General features: G+C 36.3%; 19 protein-coding genes. 12 read left to right on the top strand and 7 right to left on the bottom strand.

Annotated features, from left to right (window positions below):
- The first annotated feature begins 343 nt into the window (after positions 1 to 343).
- From ACNSTQ_RS04025 to ACNSTQ_RS04045, 5 genes are all read left to right on the top strand, one after another.
- Positions 344 to 1,825 carry a spore germination protein gene (locus ACNSTQ_RS04025; RefSeq protein WP_418198567.1) on the top strand — a complete coding sequence of 494 codons (1,482 nt, stop codon included), beginning with the start codon at positions 344 to 346 and terminating at the stop codon, positions 1,823 to 1,825.
- A 12-nt stretch (positions 1,826 to 1,837) separates the two neighbouring features.
- Positions 1,838 to 2,914 carry a GerAB/ArcD/ProY family transporter gene (locus tag ACNSTQ_RS04030; RefSeq protein WP_418198568.1) on the top strand — a complete coding sequence of 359 codons (1,077 nt, stop codon included), beginning with the start codon at positions 1,838 to 1,840 and terminating at the stop codon, positions 2,912 to 2,914.
- Complete coding sequence (locus ACNSTQ_RS04035) at positions 2,911 to 4,023, top strand: Ger(x)C family spore germination protein (RefSeq protein WP_418198569.1); 1,113 nt, start codon at positions 2,911 to 2,913, stop codon at positions 4,021 to 4,023. The genes ACNSTQ_RS04030 and ACNSTQ_RS04035 overlap by 4 nt, the downstream gene beginning before the upstream one ends.
- A gap of 133 nt (positions 4,024 to 4,156) precedes the next feature.
- Entirely contained in the window at positions 4,157 to 4,402 is a 246-nt protein-coding gene (locus ACNSTQ_RS04040) for a YkuS family protein (RefSeq protein WP_418198570.1), read from the top strand.
- Positions 4,403 to 4,501: 99 nt separating this feature from the next.
- A complete protein-coding gene (locus ACNSTQ_RS04045) occupies positions 4,502 to 5,350 on the top strand; it encodes a manganese catalase family protein (RefSeq protein WP_418198571.1) in 849 nt (282 codons plus the stop codon).
- A gap of 251 nt (positions 5,351 to 5,601) precedes the next feature.
- On the opposite strand, the gene ACNSTQ_RS04050 is transcribed toward ACNSTQ_RS04045, so the two are convergent.
- The 3 genes from ACNSTQ_RS04050 to ACNSTQ_RS04060 form a co-directional block, all read right to left on the bottom strand.
- On the bottom strand, positions 5,602 to 6,081 hold the full coding sequence (locus tag ACNSTQ_RS04050) for a spore coat protein (RefSeq protein WP_418198572.1): 480 nt from the start codon (positions 6,079 to 6,081) through the stop codon (positions 5,602 to 5,604).
- 134 nt (positions 6,082 to 6,215) lie between these two features.
- A complete protein-coding gene (locus ACNSTQ_RS04055) occupies positions 6,216 to 6,560 on the bottom strand; it encodes a hypothetical protein (protein ID WP_418198573.1) in 345 nt (114 codons plus the stop codon).
- 343 nt (positions 6,561 to 6,903) lie between these two features.
- A complete protein-coding gene (locus tag ACNSTQ_RS04060) occupies positions 6,904 to 7,743 on the bottom strand; it encodes a mechanosensitive ion channel family protein (protein WP_418198574.1) in 840 nt (279 codons plus the stop codon).
- 444 nt (positions 7,744 to 8,187) lie between these two features.
- On the opposite strand from ACNSTQ_RS04060, the gene ACNSTQ_RS04065 reads away from it, so the two are divergent.
- The 4 genes from ACNSTQ_RS04065 (at position 8,188) to ACNSTQ_RS04080 (ending at position 11,758) form a co-directional block, all read left to right on the top strand.
- Positions 8,188 to 8,739 carry a peroxiredoxin gene (locus tag ACNSTQ_RS04065; RefSeq protein WP_418198575.1) on the top strand — a complete coding sequence of 184 codons (552 nt, stop codon included), beginning with the start codon at positions 8,188 to 8,190 and terminating at the stop codon, positions 8,737 to 8,739.
- Positions 8,740 to 8,826: 87 nt separating this feature from the next.
- Complete coding sequence (locus ACNSTQ_RS04070) at positions 8,827 to 9,285, top strand: TlpA family protein disulfide reductase (protein ID WP_418198576.1); 459 nt, start codon at positions 8,827 to 8,829, stop codon at positions 9,283 to 9,285.
- Between the two features lie 395 nt (positions 9,286 to 9,680).
- Positions 9,681 to 10,913 (top strand): peptidoglycan-binding protein, encoded by a 1,233-nt coding sequence (locus ACNSTQ_RS04075; RefSeq protein WP_418198577.1) that lies wholly within the window; start codon positions 9,681 to 9,683, stop codon positions 10,911 to 10,913.
- 179 nt (positions 10,914 to 11,092) lie between these two features.
- Positions 11,093 to 11,758, top strand: coding sequence for a potassium channel family protein (locus ACNSTQ_RS04080; RefSeq protein ID WP_418198578.1), 666 nt, complete (start codon positions 11,093 to 11,095; stop codon positions 11,756 to 11,758).
- A 67-nt stretch (positions 11,759 to 11,825) separates the two neighbouring features.
- Here ACNSTQ_RS04080 and rnjA read toward each other — a convergent pair whose 3' ends face one another.
- Together rnjA and ACNSTQ_RS04090 are read right to left on the bottom strand one after the other, a co-directional pair.
- Positions 11,826 to 13,493 (bottom strand): ribonuclease J1, encoded by a 1,668-nt coding sequence (rnjA, locus tag ACNSTQ_RS04085; RefSeq protein WP_418198579.1) that lies wholly within the window; start codon positions 13,491 to 13,493, stop codon positions 11,826 to 11,828.
- 3 nt (positions 13,494 to 13,496) lie between these two features.
- Complete coding sequence (locus ACNSTQ_RS04090; RefSeq protein ID WP_418198580.1) at positions 13,497 to 13,706, bottom strand: DNA-dependent RNA polymerase subunit epsilon; 210 nt, start codon at positions 13,704 to 13,706, stop codon at positions 13,497 to 13,499.
- A 543-nt stretch (positions 13,707 to 14,249) separates the two neighbouring features.
- Here ACNSTQ_RS04090 and ACNSTQ_RS04095 point away from each other — a divergent pair.
- A complete protein-coding gene (locus ACNSTQ_RS04095; protein WP_418198581.1) occupies positions 14,250 to 15,035 on the top strand; it encodes a Cof-type HAD-IIB family hydrolase in 786 nt (261 codons plus the stop codon).
- A gap of 56 nt (positions 15,036 to 15,091) precedes the next feature.
- On the opposite strand, the gene def is transcribed toward ACNSTQ_RS04095, so the two are convergent.
- Positions 15,092 to 15,637 (bottom strand): peptide deformylase, encoded by a 546-nt coding sequence (gene def, locus ACNSTQ_RS04100; protein WP_418198582.1) that lies wholly within the window; start codon positions 15,635 to 15,637, stop codon positions 15,092 to 15,094.
- 138 nt (positions 15,638 to 15,775) lie between these two features.
- On the bottom strand, positions 15,776 to 15,943 hold the full coding sequence (locus tag ACNSTQ_RS04105; protein ID WP_418198583.1) for a YjcZ family sporulation protein: 168 nt from the start codon (positions 15,941 to 15,943) through the stop codon (positions 15,776 to 15,778).
- A 279-nt stretch (positions 15,944 to 16,222) separates the two neighbouring features.
- On the opposite strand from ACNSTQ_RS04105, the gene ACNSTQ_RS04110 reads away from it, so the two are divergent.
- Positions 16,223 to 16,879: a YkyA family protein gene (locus ACNSTQ_RS04110; RefSeq protein ID WP_418198584.1), complete on the top strand. Its 657-nt coding sequence runs from the start codon at positions 16,223 to 16,225 to the stop codon at positions 16,877 to 16,879.
- A 790-nt stretch (positions 16,880 to 17,669) separates the two neighbouring features.
- Positions 17,670 to 18,713, top strand: coding sequence for a pyruvate dehydrogenase (acetyl-transferring) E1 component subunit alpha (pdhA, locus tag ACNSTQ_RS04115; RefSeq protein WP_418198843.1), 1,044 nt, complete (start codon positions 17,670 to 17,672; stop codon positions 18,711 to 18,713).
- Position 18,714 lies beyond the last annotated feature (1 nt).

An 18,714-nucleotide genomic window follows, 5' to 3' on the forward strand; every position in this document is an offset into this window, starting at 1 on the left:
TGTGTATGTTATCCCTTTGGAACTAATAGATTTTACATACGGATTCTTTGACAACAAAGATCTCTCTTTTTCTGTAAATATCTTTTTACTCATTTTGCGCTTCCCCAATCCTGTTTTATCTTTAAATATAAAAATACCCTACAGAGAGACTTTTTTAAAGTGTCTACTCTATAGGGTACATTTTACTTAATGTGAGGGTCTTTTTTATTGGTTGATTTATGAAAAAGCTTCACGCTATAGCGTGAAGGTTTGAAAATAACCGAGCAATTTGATTATAAATTAAGAATAAACTTCTAATAAATGAAAAAAATATGAACACCTACTGTAAAGAGGTGTTTGTTGATTGAAAAAACTTCTAGGATTGAAAAATAAAATTTTACAAGAACAACATGAGCAAAAGATAGAAGAGCCTAGGGACTTAACGAATAACCCAATTAAGTTGCAGGAAATTCAAAAGGAATTTAAAAATTGCTCAGATATTAACCACTATTCAATGGCCTCATTACAGATTAACTTTTTATATTTCAAATCACTAATTAGTAAGGACATATTTGAAAGAGAAATTTTAAATCCTCTAAATCATAATTTAGAACCGTCTGAGCTATTTACAAGTCAACAATTTGAAGTGGGGAAGAACGTTGAAAGAGTGGTTGAAGGAATTTTAGATGGTAATATAGTCATTTTTTATAATCAGCAAGTGTTTTTATTAGATGCTTATGAACCGAAAAATCGGGCAATTGAACAAACGGAGATAGAAAGTACTATTACAGGTTCTCACGATGCTTTTATTGAAGGGTTGGAGGCCAATTTATCTCTCATTCGTAAAAGAATTAAGAGCTCGAGGTTAAAAGTAATAAAACTACGTGCTGGAGAAGTGACAAAAACGGATATTTTACTATTGTATATCGAAGACATTGCAAACGAAGTATTCGTGAAAACATTAAAAGAACGAATAGCATCAGTAGAAATTGATGCGGTATATGATACGGATATGTTTGTTCAATTAATAGACGAGCACCCAAATTCAATCTTTCCGCAATATATTACGACAGAACGTCCTGATGTTGTTGTCAATCAACTTGTCAATGGGAAAGTAGTCGGTCTGGTTGATAATAGTCCAACAGCATTTATTGCACCGACCAACTTTTTTGAATTCTTTGATTCACCAGATGATAAAAATCAACGTTGGCCCATAGGGACAGCGACTAAATTATTACGATATTTGTCTATCGTTATCACAATTACGTTTACGGCTTTTTATGTTGCCGTTACAACGTACCACTATGAAATGATTCCGGAAACATTGTTATTATCATTAGCGGAGTCGCGTCATCGGGTACCGTTTCCGCCGCTTCTAGAGGCATTGATTATGGAAGTTACGATTGAGCTTTTACGTGAAGCAGGAGCACGGTTACCGACTAAAATTGGGCAAACAATCGGTATTGTTGGTGGAATCGTTATAGGACAAGCTGCCGTACAAGCGGGTTTAGTCAGCAATACATTAATTATTGCGGTTGCTATTTCCGCCATTGCTTCGTTTGTTCTACCTAGCTATATGTTAAGTGCTTCGATTCGAATTGCTCGTTTTGGACTCATTATACTAGCGGGAGCGTTGGGTAATTTTGGACTATTAATTGGTATTATTTTCATCCTCCTCCATTTAGTAAAAGTAACAAGCTTGCAAATGTCTTACCTAACACCCGTAGCACCATTGGAAGTTGCCGACTTAAAAACGGCAATACTAAGAGCGCCGTTCTGGGCGGATAAAGAAAGGACGTCAGAAGCTGTACCGGCGAACAAAATTAAAACGAAAATGAGAAAGTAGTGTGGAAAGCGTATGGAAGGACGACGGTATCAATTTCACTTAATTGTATTAACGTATATGATTCAGTCTGGCGTCGTCATATTCGCTCTTCCTCGTATTCTAGGTGAGGTGTTTGGAACCAATGGCTGGATTGCGATTTTTCCTCTTTCAGCCATTGTTATATTGAATATTTGGTTTTTTTCATTTGTATATAAGAAAATTGGCGAACGTTCTTTGTTTGAAGTGATTTCAATTGCATTGCCAAAGTGGATTTACTATCTGCTGTTCATCATCATCATTGTCTTGTGGTGTGCAATCGCTGCTCTTGTGTTAAAGCAGTTTGCGATTATCATTCAGATTATCTTTTTTCCAACAACTCATGTTTTTTGGTTTATAACGAGTATGTTTATTATTGTTTTTGTTTATTTAAACTTGGGAATAACGAACATGGTAAAAGCAACGACCATCTTTTTTTATTTTTCGATTTGGACTTTGTTATTAGGGTTGATTTTTTTAGGGGAATTTGATTTCGTACGATTAACTTCTTTTTTGTTTAAAGACGGGGATCTGTCCTTGTTTCAAATTGCATCAGTTTATACTTCTTTTCTTGGTTTTGAAATTATGTTTTTATTAACACCCTATGTAAAAAAGAGTACAAAATTAGTCCGTTCGATGATTCTTGGGAACTTACTTACAACCTTCGTATACGGATACACTTCATTAATTTGCTTTGGGTTTTACAGCTTTCAACAGTTGGTCAATATTCAATTTCCTACTCTGGAGCTATTTGCCTATATTGAGGCACCATTTCTTGAAAGAGTCGACAATTTAATTGTTCCTGTTTTTATTATTAAGATCATTGTAACGGGCGTGTTCTTCTTATGGGGAGCAAAAGAGGCGTTTGGTTATATGGTCATGAACGTCGAAGAGAAGAAAAGTATTATCATGATAGTTGCTTTTGCATATGTAATTACTTATGTTTTCACTACCTATACAGAGTTGGAGACGTGGTTAACATATATAGCAGTGATTGAAATCGGTGTTGCGTTTGGTTTACCGCTTCTTGTCCTATTGCTCATACCAATTGCAAGAAGGAAGGTGCAACTATGAAGATAGTCTATTTATTTATCTTAGTGTTTCTATTAGTTGGTTGTACCGATCAGAGAATTATCGAAGAAGTAGGTTTCATTCAGGGGATGTCACTGGATATCTCTGATCCAAAACAACATGAAGCTGACAATCGATTACTTGTAACAGTGTCGATTCCTCAAGTAGATCCAGAAATGGCTGCGAAGCGAGAAGTTTTAACAACATTAGCGAATAGTGATAAAGAGGCGATGCTCGCTATTTCTCGTAAAACGAACCGTCAGATTGTGAGTGGACAATTAAGGACAATATTCTTTGGGCTTGAATTAGCTGAACATGGAATTGGTGAGAATATTGAAACGATGAATAGAGATCCCATTTTTGGCCCAAGAGTAAAAGTTGCCGTTGTAAACGGCAAAGCTCATGATTTATTAATCAAAGAATATAAGCAACATCCGAGGACAAGCAGGTATGTGGATCAACTTCTCGAAAAAGAAGCAAATTTAAATATGATACCTGAAGTTAGGATTTATCAATTTACGAGGGACTGGATGGATAAAGGAATTGATCCTGTTGCTCCTATTCTAAAAGAAGGCATAGATGATATTATCGTTGATGGAATAGCTCTTTTTCAAGACGATCGTTATGTAGGAAAAATTGCGCCTAAACAAGCGCGCGTTTTCTTTTTCTTAAGTGGAAAATTCACTGGCGGTGCCTTGCAAATGTCGTTTAAAGAGGAAGGTGTCGAACGACCTGTACAAGTATTATATTCTTCGGTCGTAAATCGAAAAAAGATTAACGTGATACATCATGGGCCGAACGATATTGAGATTGTACTTAACATATCGGTACGTGGTCAATTACTGGAGTATAACGGCAAGTTAGATGTTGCAAGCGAAGAAGGGCAACATCGGTTAGAACGAGAGATTGAGAATTATATAAAAGCCGAAGCCGAAGATATTATAAAGACTATGCAACAAATAAATGCAGATAGTATTGGAATAGGGAGATATGTTAGGAATAGTATGAGTTATAGTGACTGGAAACAAATGGATTGGAGAGAAGTATTCCCAACCATACATGTTAGTTGTAACGTAGAAGCAAAGATAAGAGACTTTGGATACTTTAGATAAAGTGAAATTTCTCAGTGGGGGACTTAGCTGCCAGTTGAACAGGATAAAAAAACAAAAATTAGAATAAGAATCCTTTTTCTGTACATCCTAACATTGAAACAAATAATTGAAATGTTTTTTGGAGGTGTTTGTCATGCCAAGAATTGGTGTGGAACAATCGTTAACTGCTGTACAGCAAGAACTTCAATCAAAAGGCTATGATGTCGTTCAATTAAAGCAAGAGCAAGATGCAAATGGATGTGATTGCTGCGTAATTACTGGACAAGACCAAGATATGATGGGGATTCAAAATGTAGTTACAGCCGGTTCTGTTATTTCAGCACAAGGAATGACGGCAGAAGAAGTTTGTCAACAAGTGGAGCAAAAGTTAAATCAATAATGATAAAAAGGTGAGGTACACTTTTACAGTGTTCCTCGCTTTTTTTTATGGAATAGGACATTCTGATCAACGAATGTAATAGTAATGGAGGTGATTAACTTGTTCTATCACGTAAAGGAGTTACAACATCCTGCAAAACCAGAATGTCCGGATCCAGTCTATGCAAAAAAACTGCAAGAAGTTTTAGGCGGACAATTTGGTGAAATATCAGTTGCGTTACAATATTTATTTCAAGGATGGTCATTTAGAGGAGACGAAAAGTATCGAGATCTACTTATGGACACAGGAACAGAAGAGTTGGCACATATTGAAATGTTAGCAACGATGATTGCGAGATTGCTTGATGGAGCACCAGTGGGGGATTTAGAGGACGCCGCAAAGGATCCTGTCATTGGCGCAATCTTAGGTGGCATGAACCCTCAGCATGCGATTGTTTCTGGTTTGGGTGCAATGCCTGCTGACAGTGTGGGCAACCCTTGGACAGCAAGCTATATTAATGCGAGCGGGAACTTATTAGCTGATTTTCGTATGAACCTAACGTATGAGTCTCAGGGCAGACTTCAAGCAGTTAGGCTTTATGAAATGACGAATGACCGTGGAGTTAAGGATATGCTATCCTGGTTAATTGCTCGCGATACAATGCATCAAAATATGTGGATAGCGGCTATTGCGGAGTTAGAAGCACAAGAAAACATTGTTGTTCCTAGTACATTTCCTCGCCACTTGGAGAAACAAGAGGTTTCATATGCTTATTTTAACTTATCTCGTGGAGAAGAAAGTAGAAGAGGACGATGGGCAAGTGGACCAAGTATGGATAGCTTAGGTCAATTTCAATATATTGCTCAACCCTTTCCTTTTGGTAGAAAGCCAAAACTTAAACCAGCACCACCGTATATGCATAACACGATGCTCCCGGATCATCATCATATACCACAGCATCTTGCGTAAGCAGAAGACTCTCCCTTTACCACGGCATCTCTTTAAATTGCTAAAGGTGCCTGGTACCAGAGGAGAGTCTTTTTTGACAGGGAAAGTATACAATTCGCAGATGTCTAGCTCCCGCGCTCAGCAACTAGCTGACTGTCCCTTACGACCTTACGATATGTCAACATCGGTCACTAGCTCTCACCGTGTATCCTTTATCTGATAAGGCGGGCTCCAGTCCGTACGTCGCTGAATGGGCGCTTGCGCTTTTATTGTTAAAGAACGTCGATTTGAACTAGTAAAGCAAGTAATAATTGAAGTAACACTTGAATGTTTGCTGCAATTTGAGTGTCAGTTGTTGTAACTTTTACGTTACGTGAGTTTTCAACAATCGTTTTTTGGTACGTTACTTGCTTGATTTTAGAAGATTGAAGTAATTCTTGCGTGATCATTTCCGCTTTTGAGCTATCTGCAATTGAAATACTAATTACAATCGCAATGGCTGCCTGGAGTGAAGCTTGTAGGGATAGTGCAGCTTTCGTATCTGTTGTATTTACAGAAACATCACAAGAATCTTTAATGAAAATATACTCTTCAGATAACTGTAACATTTTATTGGTCTGTTCAGCGCCTTGAGTAACATCATCATCTGCTGCTTTTTTCGGCGGGCATAATGGATGTTTCTTTTTAGGATCTAATGCTGACCAATCTGACTTTTTCTTATCAGTTGAATAGAAAACCTCTTGGTTACTCATAATTGACTATTCCTCCTTTTCGTGGTTCTACTTCAACTTATGTACTACAAGTTAACCTTGTTTGGACAGATATCTTGATTAAATAGTCCAAATGTAAAAAAACAGCTCCAACAAATGTGGAGCTGCTAAGCTTACTACTTTCGATATTGATTTAAAAAAGTTTTTACGGATGTAACATCGTTTGCTGAATGGAAAGTTTGACGTTTAGGTGTAGTTGGTTGGGGTGCTTGATTTACTTCTGGTGTTTGATCTGTTGAATTGCTATCAGTTGAAAAGTCACGTTCCGTCAATTGTTTATTTTGGTTTTCAAGAAAGCGTTGTACTTCATTTTCTATATCGCCAACAATTTCTTTAATCTTCTTTTTTTCTTTTTTCGAAAGGTCTATATCTTTAGGGGAAACCTTATGCTTTTTTAACACTTGCCCTACAACCAATTCCATTAATTTTTTTTGGTTATTTGGATCGAAGTTATTACTCATTTTAAATCTTCCTTTCTTTGCAGTACAAGATATTAATAACATATGGGTCATATGACGAAATGGTGTAGGCAATCCAATAATCTATTTAAATAAATAGCAGTGTTTAATGATAAGTTGCAATCCATTGATTTGGACTCAACGTGTGAAAATAACCTAAAATCTACAAACTCTTTAACAGCGCTAAATAAATATAAAAAGTGGCTGACAAAGTGTTGTCAGCCACTACTACGTATGATTTGTTATTTAAATGGTTTCGTATCTTTTTGTTTTTAGACCGTGACTACTAAACAAGACAACTGCTAAGATACGGTAAAAAACTTAAGACCGCTTATAAAAATTTCACCTAAGCATTCTTCTTTTCAATATAAACTTGATGCGGGAAAGGAATTTCAATACCATTTGCATCTAAAGCTTCTTTTAACTCTTTACGTAAAGTACGTTCAACCGCCCATTGCTCCATATTAACGGTCTTTGCTACAATACGAAGAACAATATCAGAATCTCCTAAACTTTGGACACCAACTACGTTAGGTCCTTCTACAATTCTTTCATCCTCAGTTGCAATCCGATCGCATACTGCTTGCATCACTGTTACAGCTTCATCAATATTATCATCGTAGGAGATACTCATATCTACTAATGCACGCATATTTCCTCTAGAGTGATTGCTAATACTTGAGATATTTCGGTTTGGAATATAGTGCAGAGTCCCGTCAAAACCTCTAATTAAGGTTGTGCGCAATCCAACTTCCTCCACGATCCCATCAAGTCCTGAAGCTGTTACGTAATCTCCAACATCAACTTGCCTTTCTAATAAAAGGAAAAACCCAGTTACGACATCACTAACCAAGCCTTGAGCACCAAAACCAATTGCTAGACCAATAATACCAGCACCTGCAATTAACCCAGTCGCATCAAGACCGAATATACTAATTATGATCGTAATAAAAACAAAAATAAGTACATATGAAAAAGCATTTAACGCTAACTTTTCTAATGTTTTAACTCGACCTAACGACATATCTCTCTGCTCTTGCATCTTAGTAAAGCCAGTCTTAATTATTCTATTTCCAATAGATTTAGCGATAATAAACGCTAGGATAGCAACTAGTGCTTCACCAAATATAACAATGGCACCTTCTAAAAATGACGTCCAATCAATATTTTCAAACCACTGACTCACAAAACCACTCCTATATTAATTCTTATATCGGTTCATTCCAAGTAACTCTTCATCAATATATGAGGAAACTACCTATGTAAAAGAGAAACCTTCCCTTATTCTATTCCCAGAAAACTTGAATGTAAAACGATTAGCATAGAAAAAAAAGAAAAGAATTTGAGCGAGAAAAATGGAAGTTCTTTTATGATGTATATATCTCATTATTTAGAAGGTTATTTTTTTCAAAGATGTTGCAAGTTATTAGACTGTAACCAAGCAAAAAACGGTCCAATAGCCACGAAGTTACGAAAACTGCCTTTCAGAAAAACATTAATAATTGTTCATGAAAAATTAAAGTTTAGTTAATTAAACTGTGGGTATAATAGCAATAGTGTGACAAGAGGAAGGAATATGTCTTCACTTCTTTTGTATTCTCTATGTAAACCATTCAGGAGGTATGTACATATGTCAGATAAGCGTATGGTAGCCAAACAAGCTCCCCGTTTTGAAATGGATGCTGTTTTACCGAACAAAGAATTTGGAAAAGTGAGTCTTGAAGATAATATGAAAAACGATAAGTGGACGGTTCTATTCTTCTATCCTATGGACTTCACATTCGTTTGCCCTACAGAAATTACTGCCCTAAGCGATCGTTATGATGAGTTTGAAGATTTAGATGCAGAAGTAATTGGTGTTTCTACTGATACAATTCACACGCACAAGGCATGGATTAACACATCTCGTGATGACAATGGATTAGGTGAATTGAAGTATTCGTTAGCTGCCGATACAAACCACCAAGTTTCCCGTGAGTATGGTGTTTTAATTGAAGATGCAGGTGTAGCACTTCGGGGACTATTTATTATCAGTCCAGAAGGTGAGCTAATGTACTCTGTGGTTAACCACAATAACATTGGTCGTGATGTTGATGAAACGTTACGTGTGCTTCAAGCACTACAAACTGGTGGACTTTGCCCAGCAAACTGGAAACCTGGACAAGGAACATTAAACGCTTAAATTAAGTACATATGAAAAAAGAATAAGAGGTCTAGCATTTATGTTAGGCCTTTTTCAACTATATCAATATACCGAGGAGGAAAAGGAATGGCGCTAAAGTTACGCTCACCAATGCCTGAGCTAAGCGGTGCAACTGAATGGTTAAACGGTAACGAGATTAAGAAAGAAGAATTGCTAGGAAATAAACCAACACTATTTCACTTTTGGTCGGTATCATGCGGGCTGTGTAAAGAAGCGATGCCTAATATTAATGAATTCCGTGATAAATATGCGGATAAGTTAAATGTAGTTGCTATTCACATGCCACGTTCAGAAAAAGATACAGATATTGAACAGATTAAACAAGTAGCAGAGGAGCATGGTATTACACAACTAATTGCCGTTGATAACGCACATAAAATTACCGATGCGTTTGAAAATCAGTATGTCCCGGCGTACTATGTGTTTGATGAAGAAAGTCAACTTCGGCATTTTCAAGCAGGTGGAAGTGGCATGAAGATGCTAACCAAACGTGTTAATCGAGTGTTAGGGATTAAAGAAGAGTAGTCGTACTTATTAAGTAGCTCTGTTAAAGAGTATTGTTGATTTTGGGCTCATTTCTGAAAAATAACCTGAAATTCTTGGAGGAAATGCATTTTCTCGTTCATTCCAGGTTATCTTTCTAACCTTTCAGTTCCTAAAAGGCGTGTGAATTAACATTTCACACGATGAACCCAAAATCAACGGGTATCAACAGGATTATTTAACATAGCTATTAAGTAAATCAATCTAATTATGAGCAGTCGAATGTATAGCGATTCGACTGCTTTTTTCGTATTTGATGTTGGAATACACGAATTCGTCATCAGTTTCCACGTAACAACAGTCTAGACATTAGAAAATGACTATAGGCATATCACCATTTTTCACTTATTACCATATATAAGTAATGAGGTGATTTGATGAATATTATAGACAAGCGTAATTCATTAGCGAGACACGGGAGCAGAAGATACCGCCGTCGATCAAGAGGTGCTATTAGAAATATTGCTATTCATCATAGTGCCACAACTTCAGGTAGTGCAGAAGCTTTTGCGAGGTACCATGTGAACAATTTAGGATGGCCAGGAATTGGGTATCATTACGTAGTAGATCGTGATGGATCGATTAGCTGGTGCCATGATCTAGAAGTTGTTAGTTACCATGTAGGTAACAGTAATGGAATGACTGTTGGTGTTTGTATGGTAGGGGATTTTCGTACGCAGACTCCTACATCTCAACAACGTGAAGCAGCTTTAGAACTGACGCAGTTTTTAATGAATGAGCTCAATATACCTGTTGATAATGTGTGGGGCCACATTGAATTTCCAGGGTATTCTTGGAAACCATGTCCTTCGATTAGTATGACGCAATTCCGATCTCAATTAGCCGAGAGGACTGGTCAAACTGACCGTTCAGCTATTCCTTCTCCTACGTATATAGCTGGAGCTAGACAGCGTAGTATTTTGTCCAGAGGTGATCAAGGTGATGATATCATGGCACTTCAAGAACGTCTTAATGAATTAAATTTCATGCCAGGACCAATTGATGGAATTTTTGGGCCGCAGACGTTTGATGCAGTTGTTCGTTTTCAACGAGCAGCAGGTATAGCTGTAGATGGAATCGTTGGTCCTCAAACACGTGCAGCCTTAAGAGACTTTGATGAGACAATGGAAATCGTTGAACATGGCTCCCCGACAGATGAACCTGATGAGAGAGAAGAAATATTTACAAGTGAATCAAGAAGGATGTTACGCCAGATTACTCCTATGATGCGTGGGGAAGATGTACGTGAAGTTCAGCAAAAAGTGGGAGCAATGGTTGATGGATTGTATGGTCCTGAAACAGCACAAAGAGTTAGAGACTTTCAACAAAGAGAAAATATTACTGTAGATGGAATTGTTGGACCGCAAACATGGCGAGCGTTGGATCGTGTCAGCCCGAATGAACAGCCTAGTTATTCTCGTTTAATCTCTCTTCAAACACCATTTATGAGAGGAGCCGATGTTAGAAGGGTTCAACGAGCTTTAAATGTTACCGTAGATGGTTTATATGGTCCAATTACTGAACAGGCGGTTCGAGCCTTTCAACGAAGGGAAGGTATAACAGTCGATGGGATTATCGGGCCGCAAACTTGGTCACGTTTATTTTCATAACTAATTAATAGATAGCGCTAAGTGCCAGTCTTCCTCTAACTAATATAAAGGACTACTAAAATGGTTCTATATATTAAGATTGAGATGCCTGGCACCCTTTGTTTTTAGAGACAACCTTAGTTATTTCTATGATAAAATTAAAAAATATAGTAATTAGGCTTGGTTGGAGGAGGGACTTCATGAAAAAACAATTTGCTGTAATTGGTTTAGGGAGATTTGGGGGCAGCATTTGTAAAGAGCTAAGTAAACTTGGAATGGAAGTTATGGCAATTGATCATTCTCCAGAAAAAGTAGACGAATATAAAGACATTGTCACTCATGCAGTTGTAGCTAATTCCACTGATGAAACGGCCTTGAAAAATTTAGGTATACGGAATTTTGACCATGTAATCGTTGCGATCGGTGATGACATCCAATCAAGTATTTTGACAACATTAATGTTAAATGAATTAGGCGTTAAGCATATTACGGTTAAAGCACAAAATGATTATCATGAAAAAGTGCTTGAAAGAATTGGAGCACATGAAATTGTTCATCCAGAGCGAGATAGCGGGATTCGAATTGCACATCATATTGTCTCTAAAAATGTTTTAGATTATTTAGAACTTTCTGATGAATATAGTATAGTTGAGTTAATTGCGGGTGAAAAAATGCACGGAAAAACTCTAATAGACTTAGATATCCGTGCTAGATATGGAATTAATATTATGGCGCTTAAACGCAAAGAAGATATCAATGTTTCTCCACAAGCTCATGAAAAAATCTGTAGAGGGGACATATTAATTGTTATTGGAGCTGATAAAGACATTGACCGCTTTGAAAAACAATTGTTAGACGAAGGGTAAAGTTCCTTCTAACTAAAAAAGAAAGAGTAGAGGGTCATATTACTTTCCCTCTACTCTTTCTTGGGTATTATACTTCCATTATTATTGGCAAGATCATTGGCTTTCTCTTCGTGCGCTCGTATAGGAAGGGACCAAGAATATCACTTATTTCATTTTTAATTTCAGACCATTGTGTCGTTTTTCTCTCCATGACCGCATCAAGATGTTTAGCAAGCATTTGTTGTGCTTCTTGAATTAAATCTCCAGCTTCGCGCATGTACACAAAACCTCGAGAAATAATATCTGGTCCGGCAGAAACTTTAAATTCTTTCATATTTAAACTTACAACAACAACTACTAACCCTTCTTCAGATAAGATGCGACGATCACGGAGAACTATGTTCCCAATATCGCCAATACCACTGCCGTCCACATAGACAGAACCAGAAGGAACTTTACCAGAAATCATAGCTTCTTCTTTATTCATCGAAAGAACTTCACCGTTATCCATGATAAAGCAGTTTTTTTCAGGAACACCACAATCTTGTGCGAGCTTCGTATGCATTTTTAACATTCGATACTCACCGTGAATCGGTAAGAAATATTGAGGCTTGATAAGTCGTAACATTAGCTTCTGTTCTTCTTGTCCACCATGCCCTGAAGTATGAATGTTGCTCAAAGAACCGTGAATGACATTCGCTCCAACACGATAAAGCTGATTAATAGTCTTACTTACACTTAAAGTGTTACCTGGAATTGGAGATGAGGAAAATACAACCGTATCTCCAGGAATAATTTGAATTTGGCGATGTGTACCAAAAGCAATTCGTGATAATGCAGCCATTGGTTCACCTTGACTTCCTGTACATAAAATTGTTACTTGGTTGTCAGGAAGTTTATTTAATTGGGATGGCTCTATAAACGTACCTTTAGGAGCACGAATATAACCAAGATCTTGTCCAATTGTTAAGGCAGATTCCATACTTCTTCCGAATACAGCGATTTTTCTACCATACTGAACGGCAGCTTCGACAACTTGCTGTAACCGATGGATATTTGAAGCAAAAGTAGCAAAAATAACGCGACCTTCTACTTTTCTAAATATATTGTCAATACTCTCACCGACTTTACGCTCTGACATTGTAAAATCTGGAATTTCACTATTGGTACTGTCTGAAAGAAGACATAATACGCCCTCTTCACCGATTTTAGCCATTTTTGTTAAATTGGCTGGTTCACCAACAGGAGTAAAATCAAACTTGAAATCTCCTGTATGAACGATGCTGCCTGCTGGTGTATTTACCACAATTCCATAAGCATCAGGGATACTATGAGTGGTCCTAAAAAATTCTACAGATGTATTTGCAAATTTAATAGGTTGATCTTCATGTATTTCGTGCATTTTCACTTTACGAAGTAGTCCGTGCTCTTCCAATTTATTTTTAATTAAACCAAGAGCTAGTTTACCACCATAAATAGGAATATTGATTTCTCGCATTAAAAATGGTATTCCACCGATATGATCTTCATGCCCGTGCGTTATAAAAAGACCTTTAATTTTTTCTTCATTCCGAACTAAATACGTGTAGTCGGGAATTACATAATCAATTCCTAGGAGCTCATCCTCCGGAAATTTAATTCCCGCATCAATTAATATAATTTCATCTTGGTATTGGACTGCATAGGTGTTCTTGCCGATCTCACCTAAGCCTCCTAATGCAAAAACGGATGCTTGATTTGGTTTAGCTTGTTTCATGTCTTACCCCTGTTCTATTTGGAAATTAGGATTTTGTTTTTCATACTCAAGAAACACACCTGAAATTTGTTGAACAAATTCGATGCTAATTTTTTTGTCGGCAAGTTTTTTTCGAGCTTCTCTTTCGCTGTTTGCTTCAACATAATAAGATCTTGTGTTTTCTCGAACAGGAACTTGCTCTGGTCTCGGTTGATAGAATACTTTATAAATCATATTACCTCTCCTTTAATAAGTGTTGAACCTTTTATTTATTATCATATTATAAATTAAATTGGTTAGATTTTCATGCATTTATTCTTCTTTGCCAATTTTTTTCAATTATATTCATTTTTTATGTAAAAATTATGTAAAAAGGGGAAGCATTTTGATACTCTCCCCTTTGTAGTTAAACATATTAATGTGGGCTTTGCGCTAGTCTCTTTTTTGGAAGTATTTCACGACAGTGCTTTACTAATTTTCGTTTTAATTTTTTTAGCATGTCCTTCGCCTCCTTTTAGGAAGTGATAAAGTATACGGTCCTAACATTTTGTTTGTCTTAGTATGTGGAAATTTATTAAAAAGCTACAAGGTAATAAATGGGTAATTTCTTTTTTTCTTTAAACTTAGTTTAAAATCCTTCATACTGAAAAGAGAGAAGTGAAATTCATTTATTAAAACTGTTATATAGTATTGTTGATATCCTTTGATTTTGGGCTCATTGAGCCTAAAATTATCAATACTCTTTAACAGCGCTATTAATTAAAAAGGAGCTAAATCATGAGTGGAAACGATGAGAAAATTGTTTTTTTTGATATTGATGGAACGTTATATGACCATAACAAAATGATACCTAATTCAACAGTAGCTGCCATTAATGAGTTAAAACAGAATGGAGTTCATGTTGCTATTGCCACAGGTAGAGCGCCTTTTATGTATAAAGGGTTGCGAGATCAATTAGAAATTGATACATATATCAGCTTCAACGGATCTTATGTAATATTTAACAATGATGTTATTTTTAAGTCCCCATTAGAAACCAACAAACTTAAAGTTTTAGAGAATGACGCCTTGGCAAATGAACATCCAATGATTTTCTTGGACGATAATAATCACTATTCTAATTATAAAGAACATCCTTATATTCACGAATGTATTAGCAGCTTAAAGCTTCATTTACCTGACTATAATCCAGCCTTTTACCATTCACAAGAAGTGTATCAAGCGTTGATTTTCTGTGAAGATCATCATGAAGAGTTATACATCCGTGGACATGATCACTTTGATTATGTCAGGTGGCACCAATATTCAATTGATGTATTACCGAATGGTGGTTCTAAAGCTAAAGGGATTGAAATTCTTTTAAATCAAATGAACATCCCAGTGGAAAACGCGTATGCTTTTGGTGACGGTCTAAATGATATAGAGATGTTGTCATATGTAGGGACGGGTGTAGCAATGGGGAATGGTCATGAAGAGGTAAAAGATGTCGCAAATATAGTGACGAACCATGTTGACGATGACGGAATATTAGTCGGTCTTCAAAAGGTGGGTCTTTTGAAATAAATCAATAATCATATGATTAGAAAAGACGTGACACACTATGTAGTCACGTCTTTATGTTATATCTTCGGAAGTGGTTTTGTAAATTTATCTTGGTGACCTTCTATACGGTCGTAGAACATAATTCCGTTTAGATGATCAATTTCGTGTTGGAACACAATGGAAACTAGACCTTTTAAACGCATTGTAACTTCTTGGCCATCAAGTGTAGTTCCTTTTACCGTTATCCGAGAGTAGCGTGGGACGAGCCCAGCAACTTCCCGGTCAACAGAAAGACATCCTTCACCATTCTCTAAGTGATTCAGTTCAACTGAGTGGCTAATAATCTTCGGATTAAACATCCCGCAACTTACTAGCTCGTCATTTTCGTCATAGACATGAACAGCAATCATTCGTTTACTAATTCCAATTTGCGGTGCAGCAATACCGATGCCAGGTCTTAAACTATAACGTTCTGCTATTTCAGGGTCTTGACTGTTAATAACAAATTGAAGCATACCTTCTAAAGTTTCTTTGTCTTCTTTTGATGGTGGAAGTGGTACATCTTTTGCAATTTGCCTTAAAACAGGGTGTCCTTCTCGTATAACATCTTTCATCGTAATCATTTCTTCTTACAACCCCTTTATTAACTTTTACATATGTATCCTTAATAAACATATATTATTTCGTACTTATAGTATACCAAAAAGGTAAAACGGAAAAAACGGAAGTCAAAAATGACTTCCGTTTTTTTTATAAAAATATTAGCAGCCGTATTTAGACGCACCAACAATGATTAATAGTATGAAGAGAACAACGATTAAAGCGAAGCCTCTTCCGCGTCCGTAACCTGGTGTGTGAGCAACTCCTGCTACTTGTGGTCCATAACCATATCCACAAGGATCATAGCATCCGTGTCCATATCCGTACATTTAAATGACCTCCTTTAAGAAATGCATCGCTTTCTTGCGACTCACTAATAACCTATGCAGGCAAATAAAATCGGTTTGGTCATATACCCAATTTTCATCGGGAAATTTTAAAGAGCATAAATTTTCATGTGGTTTGAAGTACTATATTTTTATAAACTCAATATACTACCTATAAAAGTACAAGCGCGTTGAAATAAATATTGTCAACTGGTGTATTTTCGTATAGTGTTTTATTAATGAAATGTATAATTGGGAATATGGGGATAGGAGGTTTTCAGTTTGAAACTGAAACATTTTGGCTTAATTTTAAGTATGACAATGGTGATGTTCCTTGCTGCCTGTGGAAACAATCCAGCAGAAAATATGTACACCCATATGGAGAAGGCGGTTGTACTTGAGGAGGTTTTTGAACAACAACAAGAACCGCTTATAGTTGCTGAAAAGAAAGAACATGAATTATATGAACAAATTATTAAATTAGGTATGTCTGAATATGAAGAAATTGTAGATCTTTCTCAGCAGGCTATTGCTATTGTACAAGAGAGAAAGCAGTTAATGGACAAAGAAAAAATGAGCATTGAAGCAGGTTATGAAGAATTTTTGAATATTGAACCTGAAATTGAAGAATTAAAAGACGAAGAACTTAAGAATTTCGCTCTTCAATTAAAAGAAACAATGACCAATAGACATGAGAGCTATCAAGTATTATACGATGAATATGATATGGCGCTTAGTTTAGACGAAGAATTATATACGATGTTACAACAAGAAGATTTAACCATTGATGAATTACAAGAAAAAATTGATGAAATCAATGAAGCGTATGAAAGAGTAATGGAAGCTAAAGACGTATTTAATGAGCTTACTGAGGCTTACAATGAAAAGAAAAAAGAATTTTATACGATCGCTGAATTAGATATTACGTTTGTAGACTAAGTAAAAAAGGAAGTGCCCGGTCAGTGGCATTTCCTTTTTTGATGGGTATTTTTCTTTAAGTGTAGCTACATTAAATTATATTGTTTATATCCGTTGGTTCTGAGCTCATCGTATGAAATGTTAAAACCGCACGATTCAACTAAAAAACAACCCACTTTTAGAAAAGAGCAAAAAAAGCCGACATCAGCAATATTCTATTAACCACGCTTAGAATTTAAGTTTAGACGAAAAGTTAAATCGGTTAAACTGTACTAATCAGTTTTTAGTTATTATATAACACAGATATTTATGTTATATGTGAATACTTTTTGATTTATCTTTTTAAATTTGTTAAGCAAAAGGATTGACGGGAGAAAACTTTGTGATGTAGACTATAGCCTGAAAGAGAAATTGTATTAGTAGTCTTTTAAAAAAACTAGTACAGCTTTGAGATCTCTTAAATTTTTAGTTAAGCTATAACAACATAGGGTATTTAATATTATACATATTTACAAACTAATCATTGGATAGGCTATGTTCTAAAACTTGAAATTAAAAAACTTAACTAAAAAACAAATGATAATTTGCTTATAACTAGCATTGCAAACAGTGTATTGGAAACAAGCTAAAATGGGTATCCTAATAGTGGGTATTCATGTTACTTTTTAGATTTTTAAAATACTATAGTTTCAAGGCTTGGGATAGTAAATGCCGATCACAAAATATGCCTTTACGGCTTTTTATTAGAAAGGAAGAGGTGAAGAACTTGAGTACAAAAACAGTAGTAAAACAAATTGAAGACCAGTTTGAAATGTTTCAAATCTTAAATGAAGAAGGTAAGGTTGTTAACGAGGCTGCTATGCCAGAACTTTCTGATGAGCAACTTCAAGAAATGATGCGTCGTATGGTCTATACACGTATTTGGGATCAGCGTGCTATCTCACTAAATCGTCAAGGGCGTTTAGGGTTTTATGCACCTGTGTCAGGACAAGAGGCTTCAATGTTAGGTTCACAATATGCCTTAGATAAGGAAGATTGGATCCTTCCTGGATATCGTGATATGCCTCAAATGGTATTCCACGGCTTCCCGTTATATAAAGCTTTCTTATATTCACGAGGGCATTATGAAGGTGGAAGATTCCCTGAAGGTGTTAACGTGTTAATGCCTCAAATTATTATCGGTGCACAAATCGTTCAAACAGCAGGTGTCGCTCTTGGACTTAAACGTAAAGGTAAAAAGAATGTAGCGATCACTTATACTGGTGATGGCGGTGCATCTCAAGGGGATTTCTACGAAGGAATGAACTTTGCTGGTGCGTTCCAAGCCCCTGCAATTTTTGTTGTACAAAATAACCGCTTTGCAATTTCGGTACCTGTTGAAAAGCAATCTGCTGCAAAGACAATTGCACAAAAAGCAGTTGCTGCTGGAATTGAAGGCATTCAAGTAGATGGAATGGACATTTTAGCAGTTTATGCTGCTACGTCACAAGCTCGTGAACGCGCGATTAACGAAGGAGTTCCGACTCTAATTGAAACAATGTGCTACCGTTATGGTCCGCATACAATGGCTGGTGACGATCCAACTCGTTACCGTACAAGTGATCAAGATGACGAGTGGGAAAAGAAAGATCCATTAGTTCGTTTCCGTAAATTCCTAGAAGGAAAAGATTTATGGACTGAAGATATGGAAAACGAAATGGTAGATAAAGCAAAAGAAGATATTAAAGAAGCAATTAAACAAGCAGATGCTGCGCCAAAACAAAAGGTGACAGATTTAATTGAATTCATGTACGAAGAACTTCCATACAACCTACAAGAACAAATGGAAGAATATAAAGCAAAGGAGTCGAAATAAT

The organism is Alkalihalobacterium sp. APHAB7 (assembly GCF_048323755.1).
Lineage (GTDB): Bacteria > Bacillota > Bacilli > Bacillales > Bacillaceae_F > Alkalihalobacterium.

Bases quoted from the DNA above. Each gene is read 5' to 3' on its own strand.
- ACNSTQ_RS04030 (WP_418198568.1), top strand. From the start codon at position 1,838: ATGGAAGGACGACGGTATCAATTTCACTTAATTGTATTAACGTATATG.
- ACNSTQ_RS04035 (WP_418198569.1), top strand. From the start codon at position 2,911: ATGAAGATAGTCTATTTATTTATCTTAGTGTTTCTATTAGTTGGTTGT.
- ACNSTQ_RS04040 (WP_418198570.1), top strand. From the start codon at position 4,157: ATGCCAAGAATTGGTGTGGAACAATCGTTAACTGCTGTACAGCAAGAA.
- ACNSTQ_RS04050 (WP_418198572.1), bottom strand. From the start codon at position 6,081: ATGAGTAACCAAGAGGTTTTCTATTCAACTGATAAGAAAAAGTCAGAT.
- ACNSTQ_RS04055 (WP_418198573.1), bottom strand. From the start codon at position 6,560: ATGAGTAATAACTTCGATCCAAATAACCAAAAAAAATTAATGGAATTG.
- ACNSTQ_RS04065 (WP_418198575.1), top strand. From the start codon at position 8,188: ATGTCAGATAAGCGTATGGTAGCCAAACAAGCTCCCCGTTTTGAAATG.
- ACNSTQ_RS04070 (WP_418198576.1), top strand. From the start codon at position 8,827: ATGGCGCTAAAGTTACGCTCACCAATGCCTGAGCTAAGCGGTGCAACT.
- ACNSTQ_RS04075 (WP_418198577.1), top strand. From the start codon at position 9,681: ATGAATATTATAGACAAGCGTAATTCATTAGCGAGACACGGGAGCAGA.
- ACNSTQ_RS04080 (WP_418198578.1), top strand. From the start codon at position 11,093: ATGAAAAAACAATTTGCTGTAATTGGTTTAGGGAGATTTGGGGGCAGC.
- rnjA (WP_418198579.1), bottom strand. From the start codon at position 13,493: ATGAAACAAGCTAAACCAAATCAAGCATCCGTTTTTGCATTAGGAGGC.
- ACNSTQ_RS04090 (WP_418198580.1), bottom strand. From the start codon at position 13,706: ATGATTTATAAAGTATTCTATCAACCGAGACCAGAGCAAGTTCCTGTT.
- ACNSTQ_RS04095 (WP_418198581.1), top strand. From the start codon at position 14,250: ATGAGTGGAAACGATGAGAAAATTGTTTTTTTTGATATTGATGGAACG.
- def (WP_418198582.1), bottom strand. From the start codon at position 15,637: ATGATTACGATGAAAGATGTTATACGAGAAGGACACCCTGTTTTAAGG.
- ACNSTQ_RS04105 (WP_418198583.1), bottom strand. From the start codon at position 15,943: ATGTACGGATATGGACACGGATGCTATGATCCTTGTGGATATGGTTAT.
- pdhA (WP_418198843.1), top strand. From the start codon at position 17,670: ATGTTTCAAATCTTAAATGAAGAAGGTAAGGTTGTTAACGAGGCTGCT.